Annotated in this window: 22 protein-coding genes and 2 pseudogenes; 6 read left to right on the top strand and 18 right to left on the bottom strand. The window is 71.9% G+C overall.

The window, feature by feature from the left end; translation table 11 throughout:
• Window positions 1–233 precede the first annotated feature (233 nt).
• The 3 genes from LWC35_RS36365 to LWC35_RS36355 all read left to right on the top strand — a co-directional run bounded on the left by LWC35_RS36365 (window position 234) and on the right by LWC35_RS36355 (window position 3,341).
• Window positions 234–1,628 carry a dihydrolipoyl dehydrogenase family protein gene (locus LWC35_RS36365; protein WP_232875049.1) on the top strand — a complete coding sequence of 465 codons (1,395 nt, stop codon included), beginning with the start codon at window positions 234–236 and terminating at the stop codon, window positions 1,626–1,628.
• Window positions 1,625–2,374, top strand: a complete 750-nt coding sequence (locus LWC35_RS36360; protein WP_232875048.1) for an SDR family oxidoreductase — start codon at window positions 1,625–1,627, stop codon at window positions 2,372–2,374. Before LWC35_RS36365 ends, LWC35_RS36360 begins: the two co-directional genes overlap by 4 nt.
• Before the next feature lie 79 nt (window positions 2,375–2,453).
• Window positions 2,454–3,341: an alpha/beta fold hydrolase gene (locus tag LWC35_RS36355; protein ID WP_232875047.1), complete on the top strand. Its 888-nt coding sequence runs from the start codon at window positions 2,454–2,456 to the stop codon at window positions 3,339–3,341.
• Window positions 3,342–3,905: 564 nt separating this feature from the next.
• On the opposite strand, the gene LWC35_RS36350 is transcribed toward LWC35_RS36355, so the two are convergent.
• The 7 genes from LWC35_RS36350 to LWC35_RS36320 form a co-directional block, all read right to left on the bottom strand.
• The gene (locus tag LWC35_RS36350; protein ID WP_232875046.1) at window positions 3,906–4,763 is read right to left on the bottom strand and encodes an MBL fold metallo-hydrolase; all 858 of its coding nucleotides are present in this window, start codon (window positions 4,761–4,763) and stop codon (window positions 3,906–3,908) included.
• A 180-nt stretch (window positions 4,764–4,943) separates the two neighbouring features.
• A complete protein-coding gene (locus tag LWC35_RS36345) occupies window positions 4,944–6,143 on the bottom strand; it encodes an epoxide hydrolase family protein (protein ID WP_232875045.1) in 1,200 nt (399 codons plus the stop codon).
• 373 nt (window positions 6,144–6,516) lie between these two features.
• The gene (locus LWC35_RS36340) at window positions 6,517–7,023 is read right to left on the bottom strand and encodes a cupin domain-containing protein (RefSeq protein WP_232875044.1); all 507 of its coding nucleotides are present in this window, start codon (window positions 7,021–7,023) and stop codon (window positions 6,517–6,519) included.
• Window positions 7,024–7,050: 27 nt separating this feature from the next.
• Window positions 7,051–7,845, bottom strand: coding sequence for a phosphotransferase (locus tag LWC35_RS36335; protein WP_232875043.1), 795 nt, complete (start codon window positions 7,843–7,845; stop codon window positions 7,051–7,053).
• Complete coding sequence (locus LWC35_RS36330) at window positions 7,842–8,315, bottom strand: hypothetical protein (RefSeq protein ID WP_232875042.1); 474 nt, start codon at window positions 8,313–8,315, stop codon at window positions 7,842–7,844. Before LWC35_RS36330 ends, LWC35_RS36335 begins: the two co-directional genes overlap by 4 nt.
• The gene (locus tag LWC35_RS36325; protein WP_232875041.1) at window positions 8,312–8,848 is read right to left on the bottom strand and encodes an anthrone oxygenase family protein; all 537 of its coding nucleotides are present in this window, start codon (window positions 8,846–8,848) and stop codon (window positions 8,312–8,314) included. Before LWC35_RS36325 ends, LWC35_RS36330 begins: the two co-directional genes overlap by 4 nt.
• A gap of 32 nt (window positions 8,849–8,880) precedes the next feature.
• A complete protein-coding gene (locus LWC35_RS36320) occupies window positions 8,881–9,429 on the bottom strand; it encodes a dihydrofolate reductase family protein (RefSeq protein WP_232875040.1) in 549 nt (182 codons plus the stop codon).
• Between the two features lie 179 nt (window positions 9,430–9,608).
• Between LWC35_RS36320 and LWC35_RS36315 the strand changes: the two genes are divergently transcribed.
• A complete protein-coding gene (locus LWC35_RS36315; protein ID WP_232875039.1) occupies window positions 9,609–10,772 on the top strand; it encodes a sensor histidine kinase in 1,164 nt (387 codons plus the stop codon).
• Window positions 10,769–11,434 (top strand): response regulator transcription factor, encoded by a 666-nt coding sequence (locus tag LWC35_RS36310; protein WP_232875038.1) that lies wholly within the window; start codon window positions 10,769–10,771, stop codon window positions 11,432–11,434. The genes LWC35_RS36315 and LWC35_RS36310 overlap by 4 nt, the downstream gene beginning before the upstream one ends.
• 526 nt (window positions 11,435–11,960) lie before the next feature.
• Here the strand turns inward: LWC35_RS36310 and LWC35_RS36305 are convergent.
• The 9 genes from LWC35_RS36305 to LWC35_RS36265 all read right to left on the bottom strand — a co-directional run bounded on the left by LWC35_RS36305 (window position 11,961) and on the right by LWC35_RS36265 (window position 21,765).
• Window positions 11,961–13,037 (bottom strand): RNA polymerase sigma factor, encoded by a 1,077-nt coding sequence (locus tag LWC35_RS36305; RefSeq protein WP_232875037.1) that lies wholly within the window; start codon window positions 13,035–13,037, stop codon window positions 11,961–11,963.
• A 444-nt stretch (window positions 13,038–13,481) separates the two neighbouring features.
• A complete protein-coding gene (locus LWC35_RS36300; RefSeq protein WP_232875036.1) occupies window positions 13,482–13,718 on the bottom strand; it encodes a DUF6247 family protein in 237 nt (78 codons plus the stop codon).
• Window positions 13,719–14,143: 425 nt separating this feature from the next.
• Window positions 14,144–15,343 (bottom strand): TetR/AcrR family transcriptional regulator, encoded by a 1,200-nt coding sequence (locus LWC35_RS36295; RefSeq protein ID WP_232875035.1) that lies wholly within the window; start codon window positions 15,341–15,343, stop codon window positions 14,144–14,146.
• Window positions 15,344–15,399: 56 nt separating this feature from the next.
• On the bottom strand, window positions 15,400–16,260 hold the full coding sequence (locus LWC35_RS36290; RefSeq protein ID WP_232875034.1) for an SMP-30/gluconolactonase/LRE family protein: 861 nt from the start codon (window positions 16,258–16,260) through the stop codon (window positions 15,400–15,402).
• Window positions 16,257–17,831: an AMP-binding protein gene (locus tag LWC35_RS36285; protein ID WP_232875033.1), complete on the bottom strand. Its 1,575-nt coding sequence runs from the start codon at window positions 17,829–17,831 to the stop codon at window positions 16,257–16,259. Before LWC35_RS36285 ends, LWC35_RS36290 begins: the two co-directional genes overlap by 4 nt.
• On the bottom strand, window positions 17,828–18,868 hold the full coding sequence (locus LWC35_RS36280) for an acyl-CoA dehydrogenase family protein (protein WP_232875032.1): 1,041 nt from the start codon (window positions 18,866–18,868) through the stop codon (window positions 17,828–17,830). Before LWC35_RS36280 ends, LWC35_RS36285 begins: the two co-directional genes overlap by 4 nt.
• Window positions 18,861–20,000, bottom strand: a complete 1,140-nt coding sequence (locus tag LWC35_RS36275; RefSeq protein ID WP_269805404.1) for an acyl-CoA dehydrogenase family protein — start codon at window positions 19,998–20,000, stop codon at window positions 18,861–18,863. The genes LWC35_RS36280 and LWC35_RS36275 overlap by 8 nt, the downstream gene beginning before the upstream one ends.
• 2 nt (window positions 20,001–20,002) lie before the next feature.
• Window positions 20,003–20,776 carry an enoyl-CoA hydratase-related protein gene (locus LWC35_RS36270; RefSeq protein ID WP_232875030.1) on the bottom strand — a complete coding sequence of 258 codons (774 nt, stop codon included), beginning with the start codon at window positions 20,774–20,776 and terminating at the stop codon, window positions 20,003–20,005.
• A gap of 14 nt (window positions 20,777–20,790) precedes the next feature.
• The gene (locus LWC35_RS36265; protein ID WP_232875029.1) at window positions 20,791–21,765 is read right to left on the bottom strand and encodes an LLM class flavin-dependent oxidoreductase; all 975 of its coding nucleotides are present in this window, start codon (window positions 21,763–21,765) and stop codon (window positions 20,791–20,793) included.
• On the opposite strand from LWC35_RS36265, the pseudogene LWC35_RS41180 reads away from it, so the two are divergent.
• Window positions 21,710–22,165, top strand: a pseudogene (locus LWC35_RS41180) (Dabb family protein); the annotation flags it as partial. The gene LWC35_RS36265 and the pseudogene LWC35_RS41180 sit on opposite strands and share 56 nt — an antisense overlap.
• A 63-nt stretch (window positions 22,166–22,228) precedes the next feature.
• Here LWC35_RS41180 and LWC35_RS36260 read toward each other — a convergent pair.
• Window positions 22,229–22,426, bottom strand: a complete 198-nt coding sequence (locus LWC35_RS36260) for a hypothetical protein (RefSeq protein ID WP_232875028.1) — start codon at window positions 22,424–22,426, stop codon at window positions 22,229–22,231.
• Between the two features lie 171 nt (window positions 22,427–22,597).
• Window positions 22,598–22,736, bottom strand: a pseudogene (locus tag LWC35_RS36255) (6-phosphogluconate dehydrogenase); the annotation flags it as partial.

The following is a 22,736-nucleotide window of genomic DNA, read 5'->3' as shown; positions in this document are numbered from 1 at the left end:
GCGCGCTGGGCGATGCGCTGGAAGCCGGCCCTGAACGCCTTCGCGATCACCTTCGCCGGCCGTATCGTCCCCAGCAACGGAAACTAGCCATCACCGAAGCCAGTTACACCGTTCCTCGGACAGTCCCACACCGACCTTCTGGCCTTCCTGAGGTCATGACCGGGCGGGGCGGCGGCGATGGCCACTGTGGATGTCCGGAGCACGATCGCCGACGCGGACGGGAGTTCTAGCGCATGATCGACTACGACGTGATCGTCCTCGGTGGCGGGGCGCCCGGTGAGCACTGCGCTGCGGCGCTGGCCGGGCGTGGGTTGCGGGTGGCTGTCGTGGAGCGGGAGCTGGTCGGTGGCGAATGTTCCTACTGGGCGTGTATCCCGTCGAAGTCATTGCTGCGCCCGGGGGAGGCGGTGCAGGGGGCTCGCGAGGTCGGCGCGAGCGCGCAGGTCGACGTGCGGGCCGTGCTGGCCTGGCGGGACTTCATGGTGTCGAACTACTCCGACGCCGGGCAGGAGCGTTGGCTCGCCGCGCAGGGGATCGCCCTCGTGCGGGGCACGGGACGGCTGGTCGGCACCGGCGTGGTCGAGGTCGACGGTGTCCGGCACACCGCGGAGCACGTCGTGGTGGCGACCGGGGCGGACCCGTTCGTGCCGCCGGTCCCCGGGCTGCGTGGACTCGACGGGGTCTGGGGCACCCGGGAGGCGACCAGCATGACCGAGGTCCCGCGCCGGTTGCTGGTGCTGGGCGGCGGGTCCGCGGGTGTGGAGCTGGCGCAGGTCGTGCGCCGGCTCGGCGGCGAGGCGGTGATCGTGGAGGGCGCCGACCGGGTGCTGCCCCGCGAGCCCGCCCCGCTGGGTGAGGCGCTCGGGGAGGCGCTGCGCCGCGACGGGATCGAACTTGTCGTCGGCGCGCAGGCCACGGGAGCGACGCGGGACGGGGGCGGTTATGTCCTGACCTTCGACGGTGGCCCCGACCTGCGGGGCGATCGGCTGCTGGTCGCGACCGGACGGCGTCCGCGCGTGGCCGGGATCGGTCTGGAGACGGTCGGGGTGGAGCCCGATCCCCGGGGGATCCGGGTCGACGAGTACCTGCGGGCGGGCGAGCGGCTCTGGGCGATCGGCGACGTCACCGGGGTCTGGCCGCTGACTCATGTCGGGGAGTACGAGGCCGAGGTGGTCGCGGCGAACATCGCCGGCGAGGCGCGTCCGGCGAACTACGAGGCCGTCCCGCGGGTCACCTACACCGATCCGAAGGCCGCGGCGGTGGGTTCGGGAGAGGCGCGCTACCGGGCCACCGCCCCGCTCGCGGACGTGCCGAAGAGCGCCACCTACACCCACGCCTACGCCGACTCTCCCGGGTTCCTGACGCTGCTGAGCGACGGCGAGCGACTCACCGGCGCCTACGCGGTCGGACCTGAGGCCGGGGAGTGGTTGCAGCAGGCCACGCTGGCCATACGCGCCCATGTCCCGATCGCGGTGCTCGGCGACACCATCCAGCCCTTCCCGAGCTTCTCGGGGATCTACGACGCGGCCTTGGCCACGTTGCGCAGGCAGATCGTTGCGGAGCCGTCAGGGCCGGGCGGAGCGGTGGACGTGCAGATGGCGAGCTCGTCGAGCGGGGAGGACCGATGACGTCCACGGGGGAGCCGGTGCGGGGGCCGGACTTGCAGGGGCAGACCGTCGTCCTGATCGGCGGTAGCGCGGGGATCGGGCTCGAGACGGCCCGGCGCGCGCGGGGCGAGGGCGCTGAGATCGTGCTCACCGGCCGCCGTCCCGAGCGGCTCCGGGACGCGGCGGTGGAGGTCGGCGCGGCCCGCACCGCGGCCTTCGACGCCGACGACCCGGCGGCGCTGGAGCGGTTCTTCCAGGACCTGCCCGGGCCGATCGACCACGTCCTGGTCACCGCGGGCGGTCCCCGGTACGGGCCGCTGCTCGGGATGAAACGGGCGGAGGTCCTCGAAGCCCTCGGCCATCACGTCGCGTTGGACCTCGAGGTGGCGCGCAACGCCGCGCCGAAGATGCGACCGGGCGGCGCTCTGCTGTTCATGGGCGGTACCGCCGGCCGACGTGTCGATCATCGACTGGGGATCGTGGCCGCGGCGACCGCGGCGCTGCCCCCGTTCGTGGCCACCCTCGCGCTCGAGCTCGCTCCGATCCGGGTCAACCTGATCGCTGCCGGTTTCGTCGACACGCCGTTGTCGGCCTCGTTGCTGGGGGATCGACTCGAGGAGCGCCGCGACGAGCTGCGCGCGACGCTCCCGATCGGGCGGGTCGTCGGTCCTGCCGACGTCGCCGCGCTCGCCGTGCACCTCATGACCAACACCGCTCTGACCGGCGCGACCTACGACATCGACGGCGGACAGCAGTTCGTCACTTGACATCGCAAGAGCCGGGTCGGCGCCGAACCCGCCACCTGGGACGAGGAAGTGGCCAGCAACAGCAGACGGGGGAGCAAGCATGTCGGATGACCGCAACGAACTTCGTGAGGGCTACGCAGAGATCGGCGACGTCCGATTGCACTATGTCGAGGCCGGCCAGGGGCCGCTGATCGTCCTGCTACACGGCTTCCCCGACTTCTGGTACGGCTGGCGCCGCCAGATCGGACCCCTCGCGAGGGCGGGATTTCGCGTCGTCGCCCCCGACCTGCGCGGCTACAACCTCTCGTCGCGACCGGACGGCGTCGCGGCCTACGACACCGAGCCGCTGGCCGCCGACATCCGCGGCCTCATCCAGGAGCGAGACGCCCAGTCGGCACTGCTGGCCGGCCACGACTGGGGCGGAACGGTTGCCTGGGCAACCGCGATGCACCACCCCGAGGTCGTCGACCGGCTGGCGATCCTCAACGCGGCCCACCCGCGGCGGCTGCTGGAGGGTTTGCACCACCCGGACCAACTCCGGAGGTCCTGGTACTTCTTCTTCTTCGCTCTTCCGGAGCTGCCCGAGGCCGTCGTGCACGCGGACCGTTGGCGGTTCTTCCGGCACTTCCTGCGCGACGCCAGCCCGGCCCTGACGCCGGAGGAGATCGATCGCTACATCGCGGCGTGGTCCCAGCCCGGGGCCGCCACCGCAATGATCAACTACTACCGTGCTTCGGTGCGCACCCCGACGAAGCGGGCCGAAGCGGCGCTCCGTCCGGTCAAGGCACCGACCTTGGTCATCTGGGGGCAGCGGGATCGCTATCTCGGGCCGGAACTGGCCGAGCCCGACCACGACGACGTGCCCAACCTGGACGGCGTCGAGTACCTGCCCGACGCGTCGCACTGGGTACATCACGACGATCCCGAGCGTGTCACCCAGCTGCTCGTCGACTTCTTCCGCCCCGCTTCGGCGCCCGAGGAACGCTGAGATCGCCGGGACAGATCGGTGAGAGCGGCAGCGGGTGTTGATCGGGTCGCCGATCATGAAGGACCGGCTCCCGTGCTGCATCAGGCGACGATCAGGCGGCAGCGATGCCACAGCAGATCGGGGCGCGGGTGTCGTGCCATGGCTACAGGTCCGATCGCTGCCTCCGTCGGCCTGCGGTGGCAGCCCGACCTCGAGCGGGTCAGCCCGCCGACGCGGCTCCGGCCTGTCGGGCCGGAGCTCGGCTACTGCGCCGGGCCCTTCGAGTTCACTTCTTCTTCTTGCCCTTCTTCTTGGCCATGGCGCACCCCTCGGACCGCTCGCTGCAACCCGTGGCTCACGAACGTCAACCTCTCATCGACGCCGGCTTCGTCAAGTACCGGTTGACGCTTGTTCGTGAGCCGCTCGGCATCCGCGTCTGAGGAGGCGGCCGAGCGCGGTCGCGCCGCAGACCCGCGAGACGGCGGCAGAGGAGGAGGCACGCCTGGCGATCTCGGCCGGTGCCGCCGAGGCCGACCGGGCCCGGACGCCCCTACCCGCGGCGCCGGGCCGCCCGGAGCCCGGTGGTCAGGGCGGGAACTGGCTGGAGGCTGCGAGGAACAGCGTGTAGCGGTTCCCGTGGTTCGGGTATCTGGCGAGCATCTCGTCGATCAGTTCGCGTGGCCCTTCGGCCTTGGCGACGACCTGCTCGAAGTCCTCGAGGTAGCGGCGCGTCTGGTCGAGCACGCGGGTCGCGTCGTCGTCGGGGGCATCGGGGTCTCGGTGTCCGGTGATGATCGTGGTCGGGGCGAGGGCGGCCACGGCGTCGAGGGATGCCCGCCATGCCCGGCGGGTGTCCGGCGTCGATTTCCAGAGCCACATGTGGATGTTGTTGTAGACGATGTCCCCGGAGCAGACGGTCCGCAGTTCCGGCACGTGCACGATCGTGGCGTGGGTGGCGCCGTCGGCGGTGCCGACGGTACGGATCCGGAGGATGTGGCCTTCGAGGTCGTAGTCGGGTGGGTCGGCCAGCTCCGGGGTCGCGGGGGACTGCGCCAGCTGTCCGGCGAACCAGGAGTTCCACAGCGTCATGGCGGCGGGTGTGGTCTGGCCGCGTGCCTCGTCGACGACTCGCTGATCGGTAGCCACCAGTTCCGCACCGGGAAAGGCCTCCAGTATCGGCCCCGCCCCGAAGAAGTGATCGGCGTGGCCGTGGGTCACGACGATCGTCCGGAGGCGTTTGCCGGTGTTGTGCACCCATGCGGCCAGTCGGCCGCCTTCGGTGGTGGTGAGCAGCGCGTCGACGAGGACCGCGTCGCGGTCGCCGGAGATCAGCGTCGAGGTGCTGGCCGGCCAGGTGGCCTGGGTGCTGTCGTCCCAGCCCGGGCCGCCCGGGATCGACTTGTATCCACTGTTGAACACGTCGATCGACAATGCGTGGGCCATACCAGCTCCTCTGCTCGATCCGGCTAGCCGAAGGTGAAGACGTAGGCCTGGGCGCCGGTGCAGAACTGGACCACGACGACGCTGCCACACAGCCCGGCCCGCGTCAGCGGTGCCGAGTTCCGCCAGGCGGAGGCGCCGCTGAGGGAATCTCGTCCCCGACGGGCAGCTCGGCCGGTGCGGTCACCGCAGTGACCGGAAGGCGGCCCGGACCTCGGTGGCGAAGGTCTGCGGCTGTTCCCAGGCGGCGAAGTGGCCGCCCTCGTCGACCACGTTGTAGTGGACGAGCTTGGGGTAGGCCCGTTCGGCCCAGCTGCGTGGGGCGGGGTAGAGCTCATCGGGGAACACGGTCACGCCGACCGGGATCTCGACACCGCGCGTGTCGAAGAACGCTCCGGTGTTCTCCCAGTAGAGGCGCCCGGAGGAGATCGCGGTGTTGGTCAGCCAGTAGTGGGTGACGTTGTCGAGGACGTCGTCGCGGGACAGGCCGCCGGGTCGACCGGCGAAAGCGCGCGCGATGAGTTCGTAGCTGCGAACGTCGTGGTCGAGCATCCAGGCGGCCAGCCCGATCGGGGAGTCCGCGATGCCGTAGAGAGTCTGCGGCCGGTTGGCCATCTCGGTGGCGTAGCCCAGCCCGGTTGCGTAGAAATGGGCCAGCACCTGGTAGGCGGTCTTCTCCTCGGCGGACAGGCCGGCGGGGGGTGGCCCGCCGATCTGGAGTGCTCGCGAGATCTCCGGCGGGACGGTCGCGGGCATGTTGGTGTGGATGCCGAGTAGCCCCGGCGGCTTGGCCAGGGCCATCTGCTCGGTGACGGCGTTGCCCCAGTCGCCGCCCTGCGCGACGTAGCGGGTGTAGCCGAGCCGGTTCATGAGCTCGATCCACGCCCGGGCGATCCGGACCGGGTTCCAGCCGGTCTCGGTCGGCTTGCCGGAGAACCCGTAGCCGGGCAGCGACGGGATCACCAGATGGAACGCCTCCGCTGCGCTCGCCCCGTGGTCCGTCGGCCTGGTGAGCGGGCCGATGATCTTGAACTGCTCGACCGTGGAGCCCGGCCAACCGTGCGTGACGATGAGCGGAAGGGACTCCTCGTGTTCCGAGCGGACGTGGATGAAGTGGATGTCGACGCCGTCGATCTCGGTGACGAAGTGCGGGAGGGCCGCGAAGTGTTCCTCGAACCGGCGCCAGTCGTACTCGCTCGCCCAGTAGTCGGCGAGAGCCTGGATCGTCTCGAGCCGCACGCCCTGCGAGGCGTCGGGTTCCCGGTCGGGCCACTTCGTCGCGACGATACGTCTGCGCAGGTCGGCCAGCTGCTCCTCGGTCACGTCGATCGTGAGCCGACGGATCCCGGTCCGGCCGGCATCGGCCGAGGCCGTCACTCCCATGGCTCGCTCCTGTCGCTGGAAGATCGGAAGGCTCCGCGGCCCGCACGGAGCCCGGGCGGCGACCTATGCTCCGGCCCTGACCGCCGGTGCCATCGCCTGGCGCAGGTGAATCGAGGCTGCCAGCAAGCCGAGCGGCGGCTGTCCCACGCAGAACCGGCGGACAGTCGATTGCGCGGTCGACCAGGAATTCCCGCAGGGCCTTCCATCCGGTCCGGTCGTCGTCCTCGGCCGTGGCCAGCCCAGGCGCTGCGCGACCAGCCGAACGTGATCGGACCTGGTCTGCTCCCGGCGCCCGTAGCGCGCCGGCGCGCGAGATCATCGCGGCCGGTTCTCGTCCTCGGCACTCAGGGTCTTGCCAGCGCTGGTCAGGGGCTCACCGGCCCCGATAGCTGTGCAGCCGGGCGAGCAGTCGCCAGGCCGGCCGCTGTAGGAGATCGGGGATGCCCTGCAGGGCGAAGGGCAGGCCGTGCCGGACGTTGATCGCGGCCAGCTCGCCGAGGGGCGGCATCCGGCCGCCGGCGGCGAGGGCGCGGAACTGCTCCTCCAGGGGGCCTGCAGGCGTCTCGGACATCCGGACACGGGCAGCCTCGTCGAACGGGTTGGAGAAGGCGTGGACCACGTGGGGCGGGACCGTCACGGTGTCCCCGGCCCCGAGCTCGCGGGCGTTCCTTCCGACGACGACCCGCAGGCGTCCCTCCAGCACGGTGAAGGTCTCGGTCTGGGCGAGGTGACGGTGGCGGGGTGGGCCGCTCAGCCGCGGTGGGAGGAGCGCGTCCACCTCGAATCTGGCGCCGCCGTTGTCCCGGCCGGAGGCACGGATGGTGACGGTCTCGCCCGTGGGCAGGCGCAGGACGGAGGCAAGTGGGCGGGCGTCGGACATCGCGGTCTCCGGTGCCGTCGGGTCGGGTCAGGCCGGGAACAACCAGGCGAGGCTGCGCTCGGCGGCCCGGCTGTACTCCTCGCGACCGGTCCTGTGGCCGTAGGCGAGGTCCTCGAGTGCTGCGCACCGGGCGAAGTAGGTGATGCGGGCGAGGAGCTCGGGGGAGCACCCGCCGTACGCGGTCAGGGCGTCGCCCAGGAACGCGGGCCCGAAGTCCCGGTACAGCCGGGCGAAGTCGAGCGCGGGGTCGGTGACGGCGGCGTCCGCCCAGTCGATCACGCCGCTGATGCGGCCGTCGTCCACCAGGATGTGCTCCGCGCCGAGGTCGGCGTGGGCGAGGACGCGCTCCCGGCCCGCCGGCGGGCGGCTGTTGCGGACCACGTCGACGAGTCTGCGGGGACCGTCGAGGTCCTCGAGCCACGAGTCGGGGTCGGCGGGCTCGACCGGTGCCCGGTCGCCGACCTCGGTCGGCTCGATGCGGTGCAGGGCGCGGAGGAATCGGCCGAGGTGGTGCGCGGCGTCCGGTGGCGGGCGGCGGCCGAGCAGTGGCCGGCCCGGCAGGAGCGGGTAGGCCAGGACACCGAGCCGGGCGTCGGTGAACCGGGGTTCGGGCACCGGGAGCGGGACGCGGCGGGCGACGAGGGCCAGCAGATCGGCCTCCCCGGATGCCGTGACGGATCCGGCGACCCGCACCACCAGGCCGTCCACCACGAAGGTGTGGTGGTCGAGGCCGCTGCCGAGCTCGCGCAGCTCGGCGATGCGGTACTCGGGGGCGTGCACGGCGAGGGCACGGGCGGCCCGGCCGTGGGGCGTCTCGGTCATTCCGGTCTCCTCCTCCGGTCTGCGCCGGGCTCGGCGGGGACGACGCGGGTGAGCAGCAGGGCGACCGCTCCCGCGACGACGCCGACCAGTGTGCCGGTGACCAGACTGGACAGAGCCGCGGTGGCGCGCAGGAGGGCTTCCCCGGCCGCCGGGTCGATGCCGGTGAGTGCACCGCCGAGAGCTGGTGCGTCGCCGCCGAAGGCCGTGGTCCACAGCAGCTGGTGGCCGGCCGCGAGGAACGCGCCGTAGAGCGCCCCGATGACCACGATCGTGCGGAACGGCCGGGCGGGACGCCACCAGAGCACCGCGGCGATCCACAGGGCCGGCGGCACGAACACCAGCAGCCCGTTCACGACGCCACCCTCCTCGACGAGCCTCAGGTCGTGCAGCACGACGCGGGGTGCGGCGAGCGCCGCCAGCCCGGTGAGCACCGGCCAGGAGAAGCCGAGCGAACGACGGCCGGCGCTCACCGGGCGATCCGCTCGTCCGTGGGCCCGGACGCCACGGCCGCGGCGGGTGCGCGGACGTGCCGCAGGAGCGCGGTGAAGGCGAGAGCCGCGGTCACGGCGCCCCCGGCGAGGCGGACCCAGTGGCCCGCGACGAACTCGGCGGCGACGCGGCGCAGGTCCTGCGCGGAGTGGGTACCGGGCGGGTCGACGAACATGATCTCGTTGCGCGGCCAGAAGAAGAGCACGGAGAACAGGAACTCGCAGGCGACGAACACCGCGACGGCCCCGGCGACCCACCAGCGCAGCCGGGGGTCCCGCCGGCTCAGCGCGAGCGTGCCGAGGCCCGCAAGGATCACCGCGGCCCCGAGCGGGGGGAAGTAGTCGGCCGGACCGCCGGCGACCAGGAACTCCCGGGCCCGGTCCAGCGAGGTGGGCGGGTCGGCGAAGATGTTCGGGTAGAGCATCACGGTCTCGGCGGCCACGCCCCCGAACGACAGCAGGGCCGTCCACACCAGGACGATCAGGGCCGTTGTCGTGACGGCGGTGCGGGACATCGGGTCCTCCCGGTCAAGTCGGTGGGTCGCGGTCAGATGGCCGGGCCGTAGCTCAGGTGCACGGCACCGTTGCTGAGTTCCTCCACGGCGGCGAGGGTGAGCGGGGTCGGTTCTGTGCGAGGGGGGAACAGGTAGGGCCCCTGGCCGAGGGCGACGGGATAGACGATCAGGTGCAGTTCGTCGACCAGGCCGTCGGCGAGCAGGGCCCGGACGAGGGTGCCGCTGCCGCTGACGTAGAGGTCGCCGTCGGCGTCCACCTTCAGCTTCTCGACGGTGGTGCGGTCGTAGTTGCCGAGCACGGTGACCGGGCCCCAGTCCGGGTCACGCAGCGTCGAGGAGATCACGTACTTGGGGGCGTGGTTGAAGAACGGCGCGCCCGGGTCCTCGTCGGCGGTGCGGCTCGACCAGGCCGGGCCGAACTCCTGGTAGGTGGTGCGGCCGAGCAGGATCCCGGTGCAGGAGGCCATGAATCCGTCGATGGCCCGGGCCAGGTCGTCGGGGAACCCGTAGTCCATCGTCCACGTCGGAGCCCCGATCGCGCCGTCGAGAGACGTGAACTCGTGAACCTTGATCTTTCCCATGGCGTTCTCCTCGATCAGTTGGTGGCGTCGGTCGCCGGTGGGGACGTTAGGTCCGCGAGCAGGGGCGGTCTGCCGCCTGGGCGCGCGACCGGGATCGCTTCTCGACGTACACGCGGGCCAGGGATCGTCGCCTCGGAGCGCCTGCGGCGGCCCGGCGCTCCGTTCTACTCTCGACGACCGTGCACGCTGTCCGCCCCACCCGCGTCGACGCGCTCCTCGGCGTCGCGGTGTTCTGCCTGGTCGCGGTGGCGGTGGTCGGCGACGCGGGCCCGGGCGGCCGGTCGGTCGCCGGCTACGTGATCGCGTTCGCGTTCGCCGTCGGGTTCGGTGCCCTGCTGCTGGCCGCCCGGACGTGGCCGGTACCGGTGCTGCTCGTGACCGCGGTCGGGATCGTCGTCTACTACGTCCTGGACCTCCCGCCGATCGGCCTGGCCGCCCCGATCGCGGCCGCGCTGTACGTCGCCGCCGAGCGCGGGCGCGCGCTGTGGGCGCTCGGCGTGGCCGGGTCCCTGCTCGCGTCCTCGGTGTCCGTGCGGCTGGCCGAGGGTGACGACGCGGCGATCGTCCTGGGCCTCGATCTCGGCTCCGAGGTGGCGCTGATGCTCGCGGTCATCGCCCTCGGCGACGCGGTCCGCAGCAGGCGGGCCCTGCGCGCGGAGCTCGCCCGCCAGGCCGAGGTCGCAGAGGAGGAGCGTCGCCGCGAGGCCGCCCGGCAGGTCGATGCCGAACGGGTACGCATCGCGCGCGAGCTGCACGACACGCTCGGACACACGATGTCCGTGGTCACCCTGCAGGCGGCGGTCGGCGAGGAGGCCCTCACCGACGGGAAACCGGCCGAGGCCCGGGCGGCGCTCGATGCCATCGGCGCCGCCGGCGCCGGCGCGATGACCGAGCTCCGAGCCACCCTGGGGACGCTGCGCCGGGACACCGGCGCCCCCGAACCCGCCGCGGGCCTCGACCGCCTGCCGGCCCTGGTCGACGGCGTGCGCAGCAGCGGCCTGCCGGTCGAGCTCCGCATCAGCGGCGACCCCTCGGCGGTCCCCGCGGTCGTCGGCACCACCGCCTACCGCGTGGTCCAGGAGGCACTCACCAACGTCCTGCGGCACGCGGGAGCCGAATGCGCCACCGTGACCGTCGACACGTCCGGTGGGTGGCTGCTGGTCGAGGTCGTCGACGACGGCCGCGGCACCCCCGGCGGCCGGGTCGCCGTCGAGCCCGGCCACGGCCTGCACGGCATGCGTGAGCGGGTCGCCCTGCTCGGCGGCGACGTGCAGGTCGGCGGCGCAGGGGGCGGCGGCTTCCGGGTGCGCGCCCGGCTGCCGGTGAGCAGGACGACCGCATGAGCCCCGTGCGGGTCGTCCTCGTCGACGACCAGCATCTCGTCCGCGCGGGCCTGCGCGGACTCCTGGAGCGCGACCCCGACATCGCCGTCGTCGGCGAGGCGGGCGACGGCGCCACCGGGCTCGCCATCGTGCGGACCGAGCGACCCGCCGTCGTCCTCATGGACGTGCGCATGCCCGGCACGGACGGCCTCCAGGCCACCCGCCGCATCCTGGCCGATCCGGCCCTCGCCGCGGTCCGGGTCGTCATGCTCACCACGTTCGACGACGACGAGTACCTGTTCGAGGCCATCCGAGCCGGCGCGGCGGGGTTCCTGCTCAAGGACACGAGACCCGACGCCCTCCGCGAGGCCGTCCACACCGTCGCCGGCGGGGATGCGCTGCTCTCGCCGGCCGTCACCCATCGGGTCCTCGCCGCCGCGGCCCGGGCCGCGGCGCCCACGCCCGGTCGCATCGCCTGCCTCACCGCCCGCGAGCGCGACGTCCTGGAACAGGTCGGGAGGGGCCTGTCGAACGCCGAGGTCGGCGCCGCGCTCCACCTGAGCCCGCACACCGCCCGCACCTACGTCAGCCGGCTCCTGACCAAGTTGGCCGCGCGCGACCGGTCCCAGCTCGTCGTCATCGCCTACGAGAGCGGCCTCGTCCGCCCCGGCGAAGCCCGATGAGACCAGTCGCTCAGTTGCTCACTGGTGCACCAGTGAGCCGGGGCCTGCTTCGCGCGGCATCGCCCCGGCGCGAGGACAGCCCCAGTCTGCACCTCGCCCTGCGCACCGCGGAGCACGTCGAGGTGCAGGTGGAGGCGGTGTTCGCGCTCCGGACTGTCCCCCGGCATCGGGGTGCCCGAACCCAGCGGCGATCGAGGTGGGCACGCAGGACGCGGTGCGCTGCGTCGCAAACTGGTACCCCGCCTCGGACTCGAACGGAGACCCCGCTGGGGGGAGTCGGTGATCTCCCAGGCTCCACTGTCGCTGATCCTTCTGAGCAAGGACGTGTTCGGCCGTTGGCGATCTTGGACGGGTCGAAGGGGGACACAGAGGCCAGTCGTCAGCGGTAACAAAACAGTGACTCGGGCTCGGGTCTCGCCCGACGAGGCCATCGCCCGTCGGCGAGGCCTTCGTCGACTTTTCTTCCTGGCGAGCCGCGAGCGGCAGGTCGCCTGTGACCATCTCTCCGAACCGGGGCGGGTGAGGTTCAGTTGAGGTAGTCGCGCAGCGCCTGGGAGCGTGCGGGGTGGCGGAGCTTGGCCATGGTCTTGGACTCGATCTGGCGGATGCGCTCGCGGGTGACCCCGTAGACGTCGCCGATCTCGTCGAGGGTGCGGGGGCGGCCGTCGCTGAGGCCGAAGCGGAGTCGGATGACTCCGGCTTCTCGCTCCGAGAGGGTGGCGAGCACTGCGTGGAGCTGGTCGCGCAGCAGGGTGAAGGCGACGGCGTCGTCGGCCACGACGGCGTCGGTGTCCTCGAGGAAGTCCCCGAGGCGGCTGTCGCCCTCGTCGCCGATGGTCTGGTCCAGGGACAGGGGTTCCCGGGCGTACTGCTGGACCTCTGCCACCTTCTCAGGAGCCATGTCCATCTCGACGGCCAGTTCCTCGGGGGTGGCCTCGCGCCCGAGGGAGACGGCGAGCTCGCGCTGGATCTTGCGGAGCTTGTTGATGATCTCGACCATGTGCACCGGGATGCGGATGGTGCGGGACTGGTCAGCCATGGCCCGGGAGATGGCTTGGCGGATCCACCAAGTGGCGTAGGTGGAGAACTTGTAACCCTTGGCGTAGTCGAACTTCTCGACTGCGCGGATCAGGCCGAGGTTGCCCTCCTGGATGAGGTCGAGGAAGGTCATGCCGCGGCCGGTGTAGCGCTTGGCCAGCGATACCACGAGGCGCAGGTTCGCCTCGAGGAGGTGGTTCTTCGCGCGCTCGCCGTCCCGGACGATCCAGCGCAGGTCGCGGCGCAGCTGCAGGGGGAGGGGCTCGTCCTGCTGCTGGCTGCGTTGCAGGCGTTCGACCGCGTACACCCCGGCCTCGATGCGCTTGGCGATCTCGACCTCCTGCTCGGCGTTGAGCAGTGCCGTCCGGCCGATCTGCTTGAGGTAGGCGCGGACGGAGTCCACGGACAGGGTGAGCTCGGCGTCCTTGCGTGCTCGACGCAGGGCGTCGGACTCCTCCTCGTCCCAGACGAAGCCGCCGGCGACGTCGGTCGCGTCGTCCTGTCCCGCTTCCGGGTTCGCATCGTCGCGCTGGGGTGTCGGGTCTGTCTGGACGTCGACGGTCACGCATCTCCTTCGGTCTCCGAGCCGCGCCGCGGGAGTCCACGCGCCGACGGGTTCGGGATCGTGCTCGTGGTACACCGGCCGGACTGTCGTGATGCAGGCCCCGACGCGAATGACTCGGCCGCTCGGTCTCCTACGACACTACGCGTGTCTGTGCGGTGGCCTGCTGCTACCGATGACGAGCGAAGTCGGAAGAGGATCGACCCGAGCCTGTCGGTCGCCGCCGCGGGGTGTTGCCGACCAACAGGGCACGCGCCTGCTCCGCCTCCTTGTTGCCGACGGCGACGAGCTGTGTCGCGGCAGCCGAGCTGCCTGCGCGGGGACCTCACTCGTGCACACACTGATCAGTGGAGCCAGGCAGATCTGAGGATGTCGACGCGTTGCAGATCTTCCACGATGAGGAAGATCGCCTCGACGGTGCGGTTGGCGGGGCCGAAATGCGGTACATCAGCCCCGGGCTTCGTCGGTTGCTGCGAGCCGCCGGGTGATCTCGGCATGGAGCTGGTCTGCGGTGACTGTGCCGTCGACGTGCCCCGTGAGGACGTGCTGGGCGCGCTGAAGCATGCGGCGGTGAGCCTCGGGGTCGGCCTGTGTCAGGGCGGCGATGTCGCGCCGGCGGTCGAGGATGCGATGGACCTCGGTGAGGTCGAGGTCGTCGGCGGCGTGGGCATGGAGGCACGGCATTCACGGTCGAACTGGCCTGCTTCCTCGCGGAGTAGCGCTTGCCTGATCTCAGTCGGGGGCGCCGCTGGGGCAGGGCGGACCGTACCGGTGCGGCGCACGGGTTGGGCGGTCATGGAGTCGACGGTATCGCTGCGGCGTCGGCGGGCGGGCGTCCGACGACGGCTGACGACGTCTGACCATGACCGGCAACCGTCACCCCCATGATCGCGAAGCCGCGACGACCCTCGATCAGCCGACTCCTGTCGCTGCCGAGACGGCTGCGACGGCCCGAGGCTCGTTGGCCACGTGGCGGTGTACCACTCGTCGCAGGTCACAGTGTTGCAGCTCTGGCCTGCTTCGCGTTTCCAAGATCAAGTCCAGCTTGCTCCACCCAAACTCCCGAAAGGGCCAACCAGAACGGTGACCGGACGGCGCCCAACGGGATCTCACGGCCTGGATGGTCGGCTGGCTTGCGGTAGGCCGAGTACAGCTAGAGCGGCGCCTGACATCTCCCCGCTGACCGTCGGGAGCCGTCGGAGGTGTGGAATACGTGCGCAGTCGTCGATGATCGTCTTGGCGGCCTTGACCAGTGTCGCGGCGTCGGCGTCCGGGAGGTCGGGACGGGCGACCGACAGCCAGCGCTGCCATTCGGCGAGGTAGTCGGCCTGCACGCGGTCGAGGCGCTCGCGGACGGCGTCTGGCAGGTAGAGCCGTTCGGTGAGCCAGACGGCCAGCAGGTCGGTCGCGTCGAGCGCGATGCGGACGTAGCCCTCGACCAGCAGGCCGAGGACGACCTCGTCGGGCGCCGGGGTGCGCAGCGCGCGGGTGGTCTCCAGGGCCAGCCACTCGTGCCAGCGGCTCACGGCGGCGACGAGGATGTCGGCCTTGGTGTCGAAATAGCGGTAGAGGGCCGGGCCGACGACGCCGACCCGTCCGCCGATGTCGTCGATGCCGACGGCGGCGAAGCCCTTGGCACGGAACTCCCGCGCCGCCGCGGAGACGAGCTGCTCGCGGCGGGCGAGCGGGGCCCGGTCGGCGACCGTCACCGGACCGGCTGAGGCGGCCGCCGCCGGTGCAAGGATCACCCGCTTGCTCGCCGCCGCCAGCTCCTGGGCGAGGCGAGGGTGGGGGAGCTGGCTGTCGTAGAACCCGGCGCCGGAGATGACGCTGACGATGACCCAGCTGCGGAGGTCGGCGACCTCGCTCCCCAGCTCGTCGAACCGGGGGGTGAGGAGAAGCTCGCCGAATCGCTCGGCGATCCACTGCGTCCGGCTGCGGACCAGTTGGAAGTCCTCGGCATCGAGGTGGCGGGCCTCGCGCTGCCACAGCAGCGACAGCCGTCGGCTGTCCAGCGCGGCCTCGGCGAGCGCGGCAAGGGTGCTGTCCAGGTCCGGGGGCGCCGCGACCAGCGCGGTGATCGTGTCGACGACGTGTTGCTGGTCCTCGAGGACGACGTGGGAGAGGAGGGCCTGCTTGTTCGCGTAGTGGCGGTAGAGAGCCCGCGCGGTGATGCCGCTGGCCGCGGCGATGTCCTCCATCCGGACGGCGTGGAACCCACGGAGGCTGAACAGCTCGCCCGCGTGGCGAGCGATCTCGGCCCGCCGGTTGCGGGGCCGAGATCGCGGCTGCGCCTGCGATGCCGCCATGCCGTGGTCTCCTCCCGCCGCCTTGATCCTAGAACGAGGGAGACTTCGGCCCGGGCTCAGGCGGGTTGTCCCCTCCGCCCCACCGACGCGGTGACGATGGTGCCCTTCGACTGTCCTTGCACGAACTCCTCGAGCGTGGTGGCGTTGCAGCTCATGTAGAGCGTGGCGAGATCCTCGCCCCCGAACGCGCAGGCCACCGCCTGTGCCCCGGTCACGGGCACCTTGTCGGTCAGCTCGCCACCCTCGACCACCCGGTAGAAGCCGGCGTTCTCGCCCATCGTGAGGGCGTTCCCGAACCAGATGCCGCCGTCGGTGTCGAGGGCGATGCCGTCGGGCATGAAGCCCTCCGGGAGCTGTGCCCAGACGTGCGGGTTCGACAGCGTGCCGTCGGGAGCGCGGTCGTAGGCGGTGATGCGGGACAGGAAGGTCTCCGCCAGCAGCAGGCGTCCGTCCGGGGTGAGCGCCATGCCGTTGGGGAACACGACCGGTCCGTCGACCGGACGGACCGTCCCCTGCGGGTCGATGTGGGCGAGGACGGTGGGCTTCGGGTCTTCGGTCCCGATGGCGAAGCCGAAGTTGCCGACGTAGGCGTGCCCGTCGGGGGCGACGAGTAGGTCGTTGCCGGGCCCGCCGGCCAGAGCGCTGAAGTCCGCGTAGGTGCTCAGCGTGCCGTCCGGGCCGATCCGCTGGACGGTCGTATCGGCCTGGGAGACGACGAGGGCGGTGCCGTCGGACAGGAACCCCAGTCCGGAGGGCGCCCCGGGCACTTCGGCGACGGTGGCAGCGTCGCCGTCGGGGGCGAAGGTCAACACCTTTCCGGTGAAGAAGTCGCTGGCCCAGAGGGCGCCGTCGTGCCAGCGCAGGCCTTCGAGGAACTTGTGGCCGGTGGCGAACTCGGCGTGGGTGTGCAGCTTCATCGCGTCACTCCGTTCTCACGTGCCAGCTCTCGGAGCCGGAACTTCTGGATCTTGCCGCTGGGGTTGCGGGGCAGGGCGTCGAGCACGATCAGCCGCTCGGGGAGCTTCTGGCGGGCCATCCGCCGCGCGGTCAGCCATTCGACGAGTTCGGGCAGGGTCACGTCCGCCCCTCGCTCGGGGACGACGACCGCGCATACCCGTTCGCCGAGCACCGGGTCCGGTGAGGACACGACGGCGGCGTCGGCGACGGCGGGGTGTTCGAAGAGGTGGTCCTCGATCTCCTTGGCGCTGATGCTCTCGCCGCCGCGGATGATGATGTCCTTCTGTCGGCCGATGATCTCGACGTAGCCGTCCGCGTCGATTCGGGCCAGGTCGCCGGTGTGCAGCCAGCCGTCGTCGGTGAAGGCCGCGTCGTTGAGCGAGGCGTCGAGGTAGCCGAGGAACAGCTCGGGGCCGCGGACCTGGAGCTCGCCGTCGTCGGCGACCCGGACCTCGGCGGGCCCGATCGGCCTCCCGTCGGTGCCGGCCCGCTTCGCGACGGGGTCCGACGCGGTGCAGGCGGTCGCCGTCGGGTACTCGGTGGACCCGTAGCCCCGGGTGACGGTGCAGCCCAGCGCCGTGGTCGCGGCCCGGACCAGCTCCGGCGGTACGTCGGCGCCGCCGCAGGCGAAGACGCGCAGGGAGCTGACGTCCCGCTCGGCGAGCGACGGGTGGTGGACGAGTCCGTGGAGGAAGGGCGTGGCGGCCACCGTGAAGGTGCACCCGTGCTCCTCGATGAGCTCGAGCGCCCTGCCGGGTTCCCACACGTCGAGCAGGACGACCGTGCTTCCCAGCATGAACGGCAGCTGCAGCCCGTAGAGGACGCCGATGATGTGGCCGACCGGGGACGGCATGAACACGACGTCCGCGGCGGTGAGGCCGAAGAAGTCGATCATGCTGCGGTTCTCGTGGTCGAGGGTGTCGTGGCTGTGCAGCGCGCCCTTGGGAGCGGACGTGGTGCCGGAGGTGTAGAGCAGCAGCGCGAGGTCCGACGAGGACCGTGCGACCTCGACCGGATCCGGCCGCCCCTCGGTGAGCAGGTCGTCGAAGCTCAGCTCGCCGCCGCCCACCACCACGACCGTCTCCAGCGTGGGGACCTCGGCGCCGATCTCCGCCACCATGGCCGGGTAGTCGAAGGCGCGGAACGAGTGGGGGACCACGATCACCTTCGACCCGGCTTGGCGCAGGATGAAGGCCGTCTCCTTGTGCCGGTAGATCGGGATGATCGGGTTGCTGACGGCGCCGGCCCGGATCGCGCCCAGGTGGACGACGATCGCCTCGGCCCAGTTCGGGAGCAGCCAGGACACCACGTCGCCGGACCCGATCCCGCGGCCGCGGAGCGCAGAGGCGAACCGGTTCACCGCGCCGTTGAGCTCGCCGTAGGTCCAGGACCGCCCCCGGTCGACGACGGCGACCGCCGCCGGCGTCCGGGCGGCGGAGGAGGCGAGGTAGCCGTCGACGAGGTTGCCGGCCCAGAAGCCCATCTCCACGTTGTGTCGAGCCCGCTCGTCGTCGAGCCTGGTCGCTTTCACGGCTGCCTCTCGTGGGTCAGGATCGTGGCGCCGATCCGGCGCCGCAGCTCGGTCTCGTCGCCGTACCACCCGCGCAGCGCGAGCGCGCGCCGGTAGTACCAGCTCACGTCGGCCTCGGTGGTGAAGCCCATGCCGCCGTGCAGCTGGATCGCGTCCTCGCAGACCCGGACGGCCGCCTCCGCGGCATGGGCCTTGGCCGTGGACGAGACCAGCTCCAGGTCGGCGCCCGACGCCTCGCCCGCGTCGTCGAGCGCGGCCGCGCAGAGATTCCGCAGGCCCGCCACCCGCGCGGACATGTCCGCGGCGAGATGCTTGACGGCCTGGAACCCGCCGATCGGCCTGCCGAACTGCTCTCGCTGCCCGATGTAGGTCACCGTGCGCTCGAACGCGCCTTGGGCGAGCCCGCTGAGCTCGCAGGCCAGCAGGAGCCGGGCCCACGCGCGGATGCGGGCGGCCAGGTCGCGGTCGGAGAGGACCGTGTGCGCGGACACGCTCTCGAATGACACCCGGGCGAAGGCCACCCCGGGATCGGCACTGTCGACCGGTTCGGTCCGGACCCCGGGCGCGGCCGCGTCGACGAGGCACACCGTCTCCCCGGCGACCACCACGAGCTCGCCCGCCTGGGCGGCGAAGCGCACCGCGCCGACGGCGCCGGTGAGCTCCCGCCCGGTCAGCGAGACCGAGCCGAGGTCCGCCGCCCAGTCGTCGGTGACGCCGGGGTCGACGAGCGCGGGCGGCCGCCCGGCGGCGTCGGGTTCGAGGCCCTCGACCAGCACCGGGAGCAGGCTGTACTCCAGCAGTGGCCCCACGACGAGGTGGCGTCCGTACTCGGTGAACACGGGGCCGAGGTCGGGGAGCGGGACCCCGATCCCGCCTCGGTCCTCGGCGGTGGCGAGGGAGTACCAGCCGAGCTCGGCGAGCTCGGCGGCCAAGCCGGCGTCCCAGCCCTCGGCGTCGAGGACCTTGCGGCGGCGGTCACCGTCGTAGGCGCGGGTCAGGTAGTCGTCCACTGCGGACGCGAACTCGTGCTCAGCCACGGGGCAGCCCCAGGAGTCGTTCGGCCACGATCGTGCGTTGGACCTGCGCGGACCCGCCGTAGATCGAGGCGGCCCGCGAGTACAGGTGGTCGTGGGCCCAGCGTTCGGAGTGCAGGCCCGCGGGCCGGGAGCCGGGCAGGGCGCGCAGCGGGCCCAGCAGTCCGGCGATCTCGGCGAGCACGGTCTGCTCCACGTCGTTGAGCACCAGCTTGTCGACCGAGTCCAGCGGGGTCGGGCCGGTGTCGGCGAGCAGCCGTGCGGTGGTCTGTCGGGTCTGCGCGTCCAGCACACGCATGGCGACGTGCGCGCGGCCGACGGCGGCTCGCGCCCGTTCGCCGAGGTCGCCGTGTCCGCGGAGCTCGTCGACGGCGTCGTCCAGCGCGACCTCCAGCTCCACCCGGCGGCGAAGTGTGGCGGCACCGCGCTCGCTGCCCAGCGTGTGCGTGGCGATCGCCCAGCCCTCGTTCTCGGCGCCGAGCAGGTTGCTCCGGGGCACCCGGACCTCGTCGAGGAAGACCTCGCAGAACTCCCGGTCGCCGGTCATCTGGCGGATCGGCCGCGCCGTGATGCCGGGGCTCGACATGTCGACGAGCAGATAGCTGATGCCCGCCTGCTTGCGCATCGCTGGATCGGTCCGTACCAGCAGTGCACACCACCGCGCCTCGTGGGCCCAGCTCGTCCAGATCTTCTGCCCGGTGACCACGTAGGAGCCCCCGTCGGCGACCGCGCGGGTGCGCAGCGAGGCCAGGTCGGACCCGGCGTCGGGCTCGGAGAACCCCTGGCACCAGATGTCTTCGCCGGAGAGCAGGCGGGGGAGGAGCTCGCGGCGCTGGCGGTCGGTGCCGTAGCGGTCGATCGACGGTCCGACGACCTCCAGCCCGATGAGGCCGATGGGCTGGGGCGCCCGTGCCCGCACGAGCTCCTCGACGAACACCAGCTGATGGGCGTGGGTGAGGCCGCCGCCGCCCGCCTCCCGCGACCAGGCGAGGCCGAGCCAGCCGGCGTCGAACAACGTCCGCTGCCAGCGCCGCAGCACGGCGAACCGCTCGTCGAGGTCCAGCGGGACCTCGGGGGGTTCCACTTCTGCGAGCCAGGATCGGGCACGGGCTCGAAACTCCTCCAGCGACTCCATGGTCACCGCCCCGTGTAGACCGGCTCGCGCCGCTCGAGGAACGCGTTGACGGCCTCCTTGGAGTCCGCGTAGCCGGACAGCTCGCGGGTCTTCCCCTGTTCGAACTCGTACCCGGACTTGAGGTCGCGGTACTCGATGCCGTTGAGGCTGCGCTTCGCGAGCCGGAGCGTGACCGGGCTGTGCCGGGCGATCGACCGCGCCAGGTCCCGGGCCTTCTCGAGCAGCTGATCCCGGGGGACGATCTCGACGATGCCGCCGTAGGGCAGCAGTCGTTCGGCGGGGTAGAGGTCCCCGGTGTAGTGCATCAGCCGCACCATCCCCTGGGGCACCAGCCTGGACAGGTGCTTCGCGCCACCCAGGACCCCCACGTTGACCTCGGGGGTGGCGAACCGGGCATCCTCGGCGGCGACGACGAGATCGCAGGAGGCCGCGATCGCCAGGCCCGTCCCGACGGCGACGCCGTGGACCGCGGCGATCACCGGGTACGACGAGTCGTAGATCGCCCAGAAGGCCTCCCGGGCCTGCTTCAGCTGCTCCGGGGCGTTGTCCGGGTCCAGGGTCTGGAAGGCGGCGAGGTCGTTGCCGGCACAGAAGTGTGGTCCCCGACCGGCGAGGACGATCACCCGGGTGTCGGGGAGGTAGCGCTCCACGTCGCCGAAGAACGCGCGGATCTCGCGGTAGAACTGCTGGTCGACCGCGTTCACCGGCGGGCGGTTGAGCCAGACGGTGGCGACGGGACCGTCGGTCTCCCACTCCAGGAACTGCAGATCGCTCATGGGGTCTCCTCTGCTCAGCGGTGGTAGGCGGCGGCGAACGCCTCGAGCTCGCGCGGGATGTCGCGGCCCGCGGGCTGGTAGTGGACCCAGTCGCACCCGCCCTTCTCGAGCTCGGCGAACCGATCCCGCCACTGGTCGCGGGTCAGCGCGAGCCCCGCTGCGGTCATCACCTCGCCGGTCACGAAGGGCCGGTCGATGTCGTTGACCCCGACCACGTGCCGGTCGTGCAACGCGATATGACGGACGTCCTCCGGGATGTGGTCGTAGGCCGCGGCCCACGTGTGGCCCGCCTCGCCGAGCAGCTCGTCGATCACCCCGTGCTCGACGGCCCAGTGCAGGAACAGGCCCGCGCCATGACCCGCGGCGTCGATCACGCGCTCGGAGCCCGGGTCCTCGCCCTCGTCGAGCACCGTTCCGATGAGCATCATCATCTGGGCCGGGAAGTCCGGCTCGGGCGCGGTGATCCGGAACAGCTCCGCACCGAGGTCCCGCGCGACGCGGGTGCCCTTCGGGCCCTCCCCGGCGACGCCCCACGAGACCTCGATCGGCAACGCCGGGCCGAACCGCTCGTCGGGCTGGATGAGCTGCATGATCGCGCCCTCCCACTCGACCTGCTGCCCGCGCAGCAGGGCGCGGACGATCTCGGTGTAGTGCTGGACCTGCGCCCAGGGGACCGGAGGCCTTCCCATGGCGAGGCGGCCGGTGAAGCCGCTACCGACCCCGATCAGCACGCGGTCCCGCCCTGCGGTGTGGACCAGGGTGGTGATGGCCGCTGCGGTGGCCATGGGGTGGCGCAGGCTCGGAATCAGCACTCCGGGGCCGAGCACGATCCGGTCGGTCCGCTCGGCCGCCTGGTTGAGGATCATCCAGACGTCCGGGTACAGCGCGGGCGAGTCGTAGCACAGCGCCCGCTCATAGCCGAGCTCCTCCGCGATGCGGATGTGCTCCGGCGTCTCCAGCGACGTGGCGAACGAGCATCCCAGCTTCATTGTCGGGTCTCCCGGTCGAAGGTGTCGGGAGCTGCACGGTAGGGCCGCCCAATCCACGTTGTCAATCACCGATAACTTCGTGGATACGACAAGACGCTGTCTAAGCCGAGTGAGTAGCGATAATGTCCATCAAGGCTCACGCACACGACTGGAGGTCGACATGTTGGTGCACTGTCTCACGCTGAGGTTCGCCGAGACGGCGAGCGCCGGGGACATCGAAGCGTTCAGGGCGGCGATCGCCCGCCTGCCGAGTGAGGTGGACTTCCCGCTGCGGACCCGCCAGGGGCCCGACCTCGGCGAACGCCCGACCAACGCGGACTACGCGGTGGTGAGCGAGTTCGCGAACGCCGACGACTTCCGTCGCTACCTTGTCCACCCCGCCCACCGCGCGGTGCCCCGGGACCACGTCGAGTCGGCGCACAGCGTCCAGTTCCTCGTCGGAGACGGGGACTGGCAGGCCTCGTCAGCAGCCGGCGAAGGCGACCACGGTCGAGACGCGGTCCGCCCAGGTCGTCCCGTAGGCGGGCACCGCCGCGACCTGGTCGACCCCGAGCGTGCCGAGCTCATCGAGCCGCTTCCCGACCTCGGCCGGGGCGCCGGCGACGCTGAAGGCGTCGACGAGTTCATCGGCGACCTCGCGGGCGCGTTCGAGGCGGGCCACCTTGTGCCCGTAGTAGCCGCCCTCGTACTCGGGCTCGTGGACCCGGATCCGGCAACGGCGTCGTCGAGACGGTCGGGCAGCGGCCGCGGCAGCATGACCATCCGGGCGACCGGGCCGCGGACCTGGGCATTCACGGGGCCTCACGCGTCGAACCGCGATGAAGGCCCCGGGTCAGCTGGGACTCGCGACGTCGCCGGGCGCGCCGGCCGGGCCGGCGGCCTTCTTCACCGCGTGCCCGCCGAACTGGTTGCGCAGCGCCGCGACCGCCTTCATCGCCGGCGAGGAGTCCTGGCGGGAGGCGAAGCGCGCG

This window comes from Pseudonocardia kujensis, assembly GCF_021283305.1.
GTDB classification, from domain to species: domain Bacteria; phylum Actinomycetota; class Actinomycetes; order Mycobacteriales; family Pseudonocardiaceae; genus Pseudonocardia; species Pseudonocardia kujensis.
The sequence above is the reverse complement of the archived record's forward strand: the minus strand, read 5'-3'. Positions and strand labels throughout refer to the sequence as shown.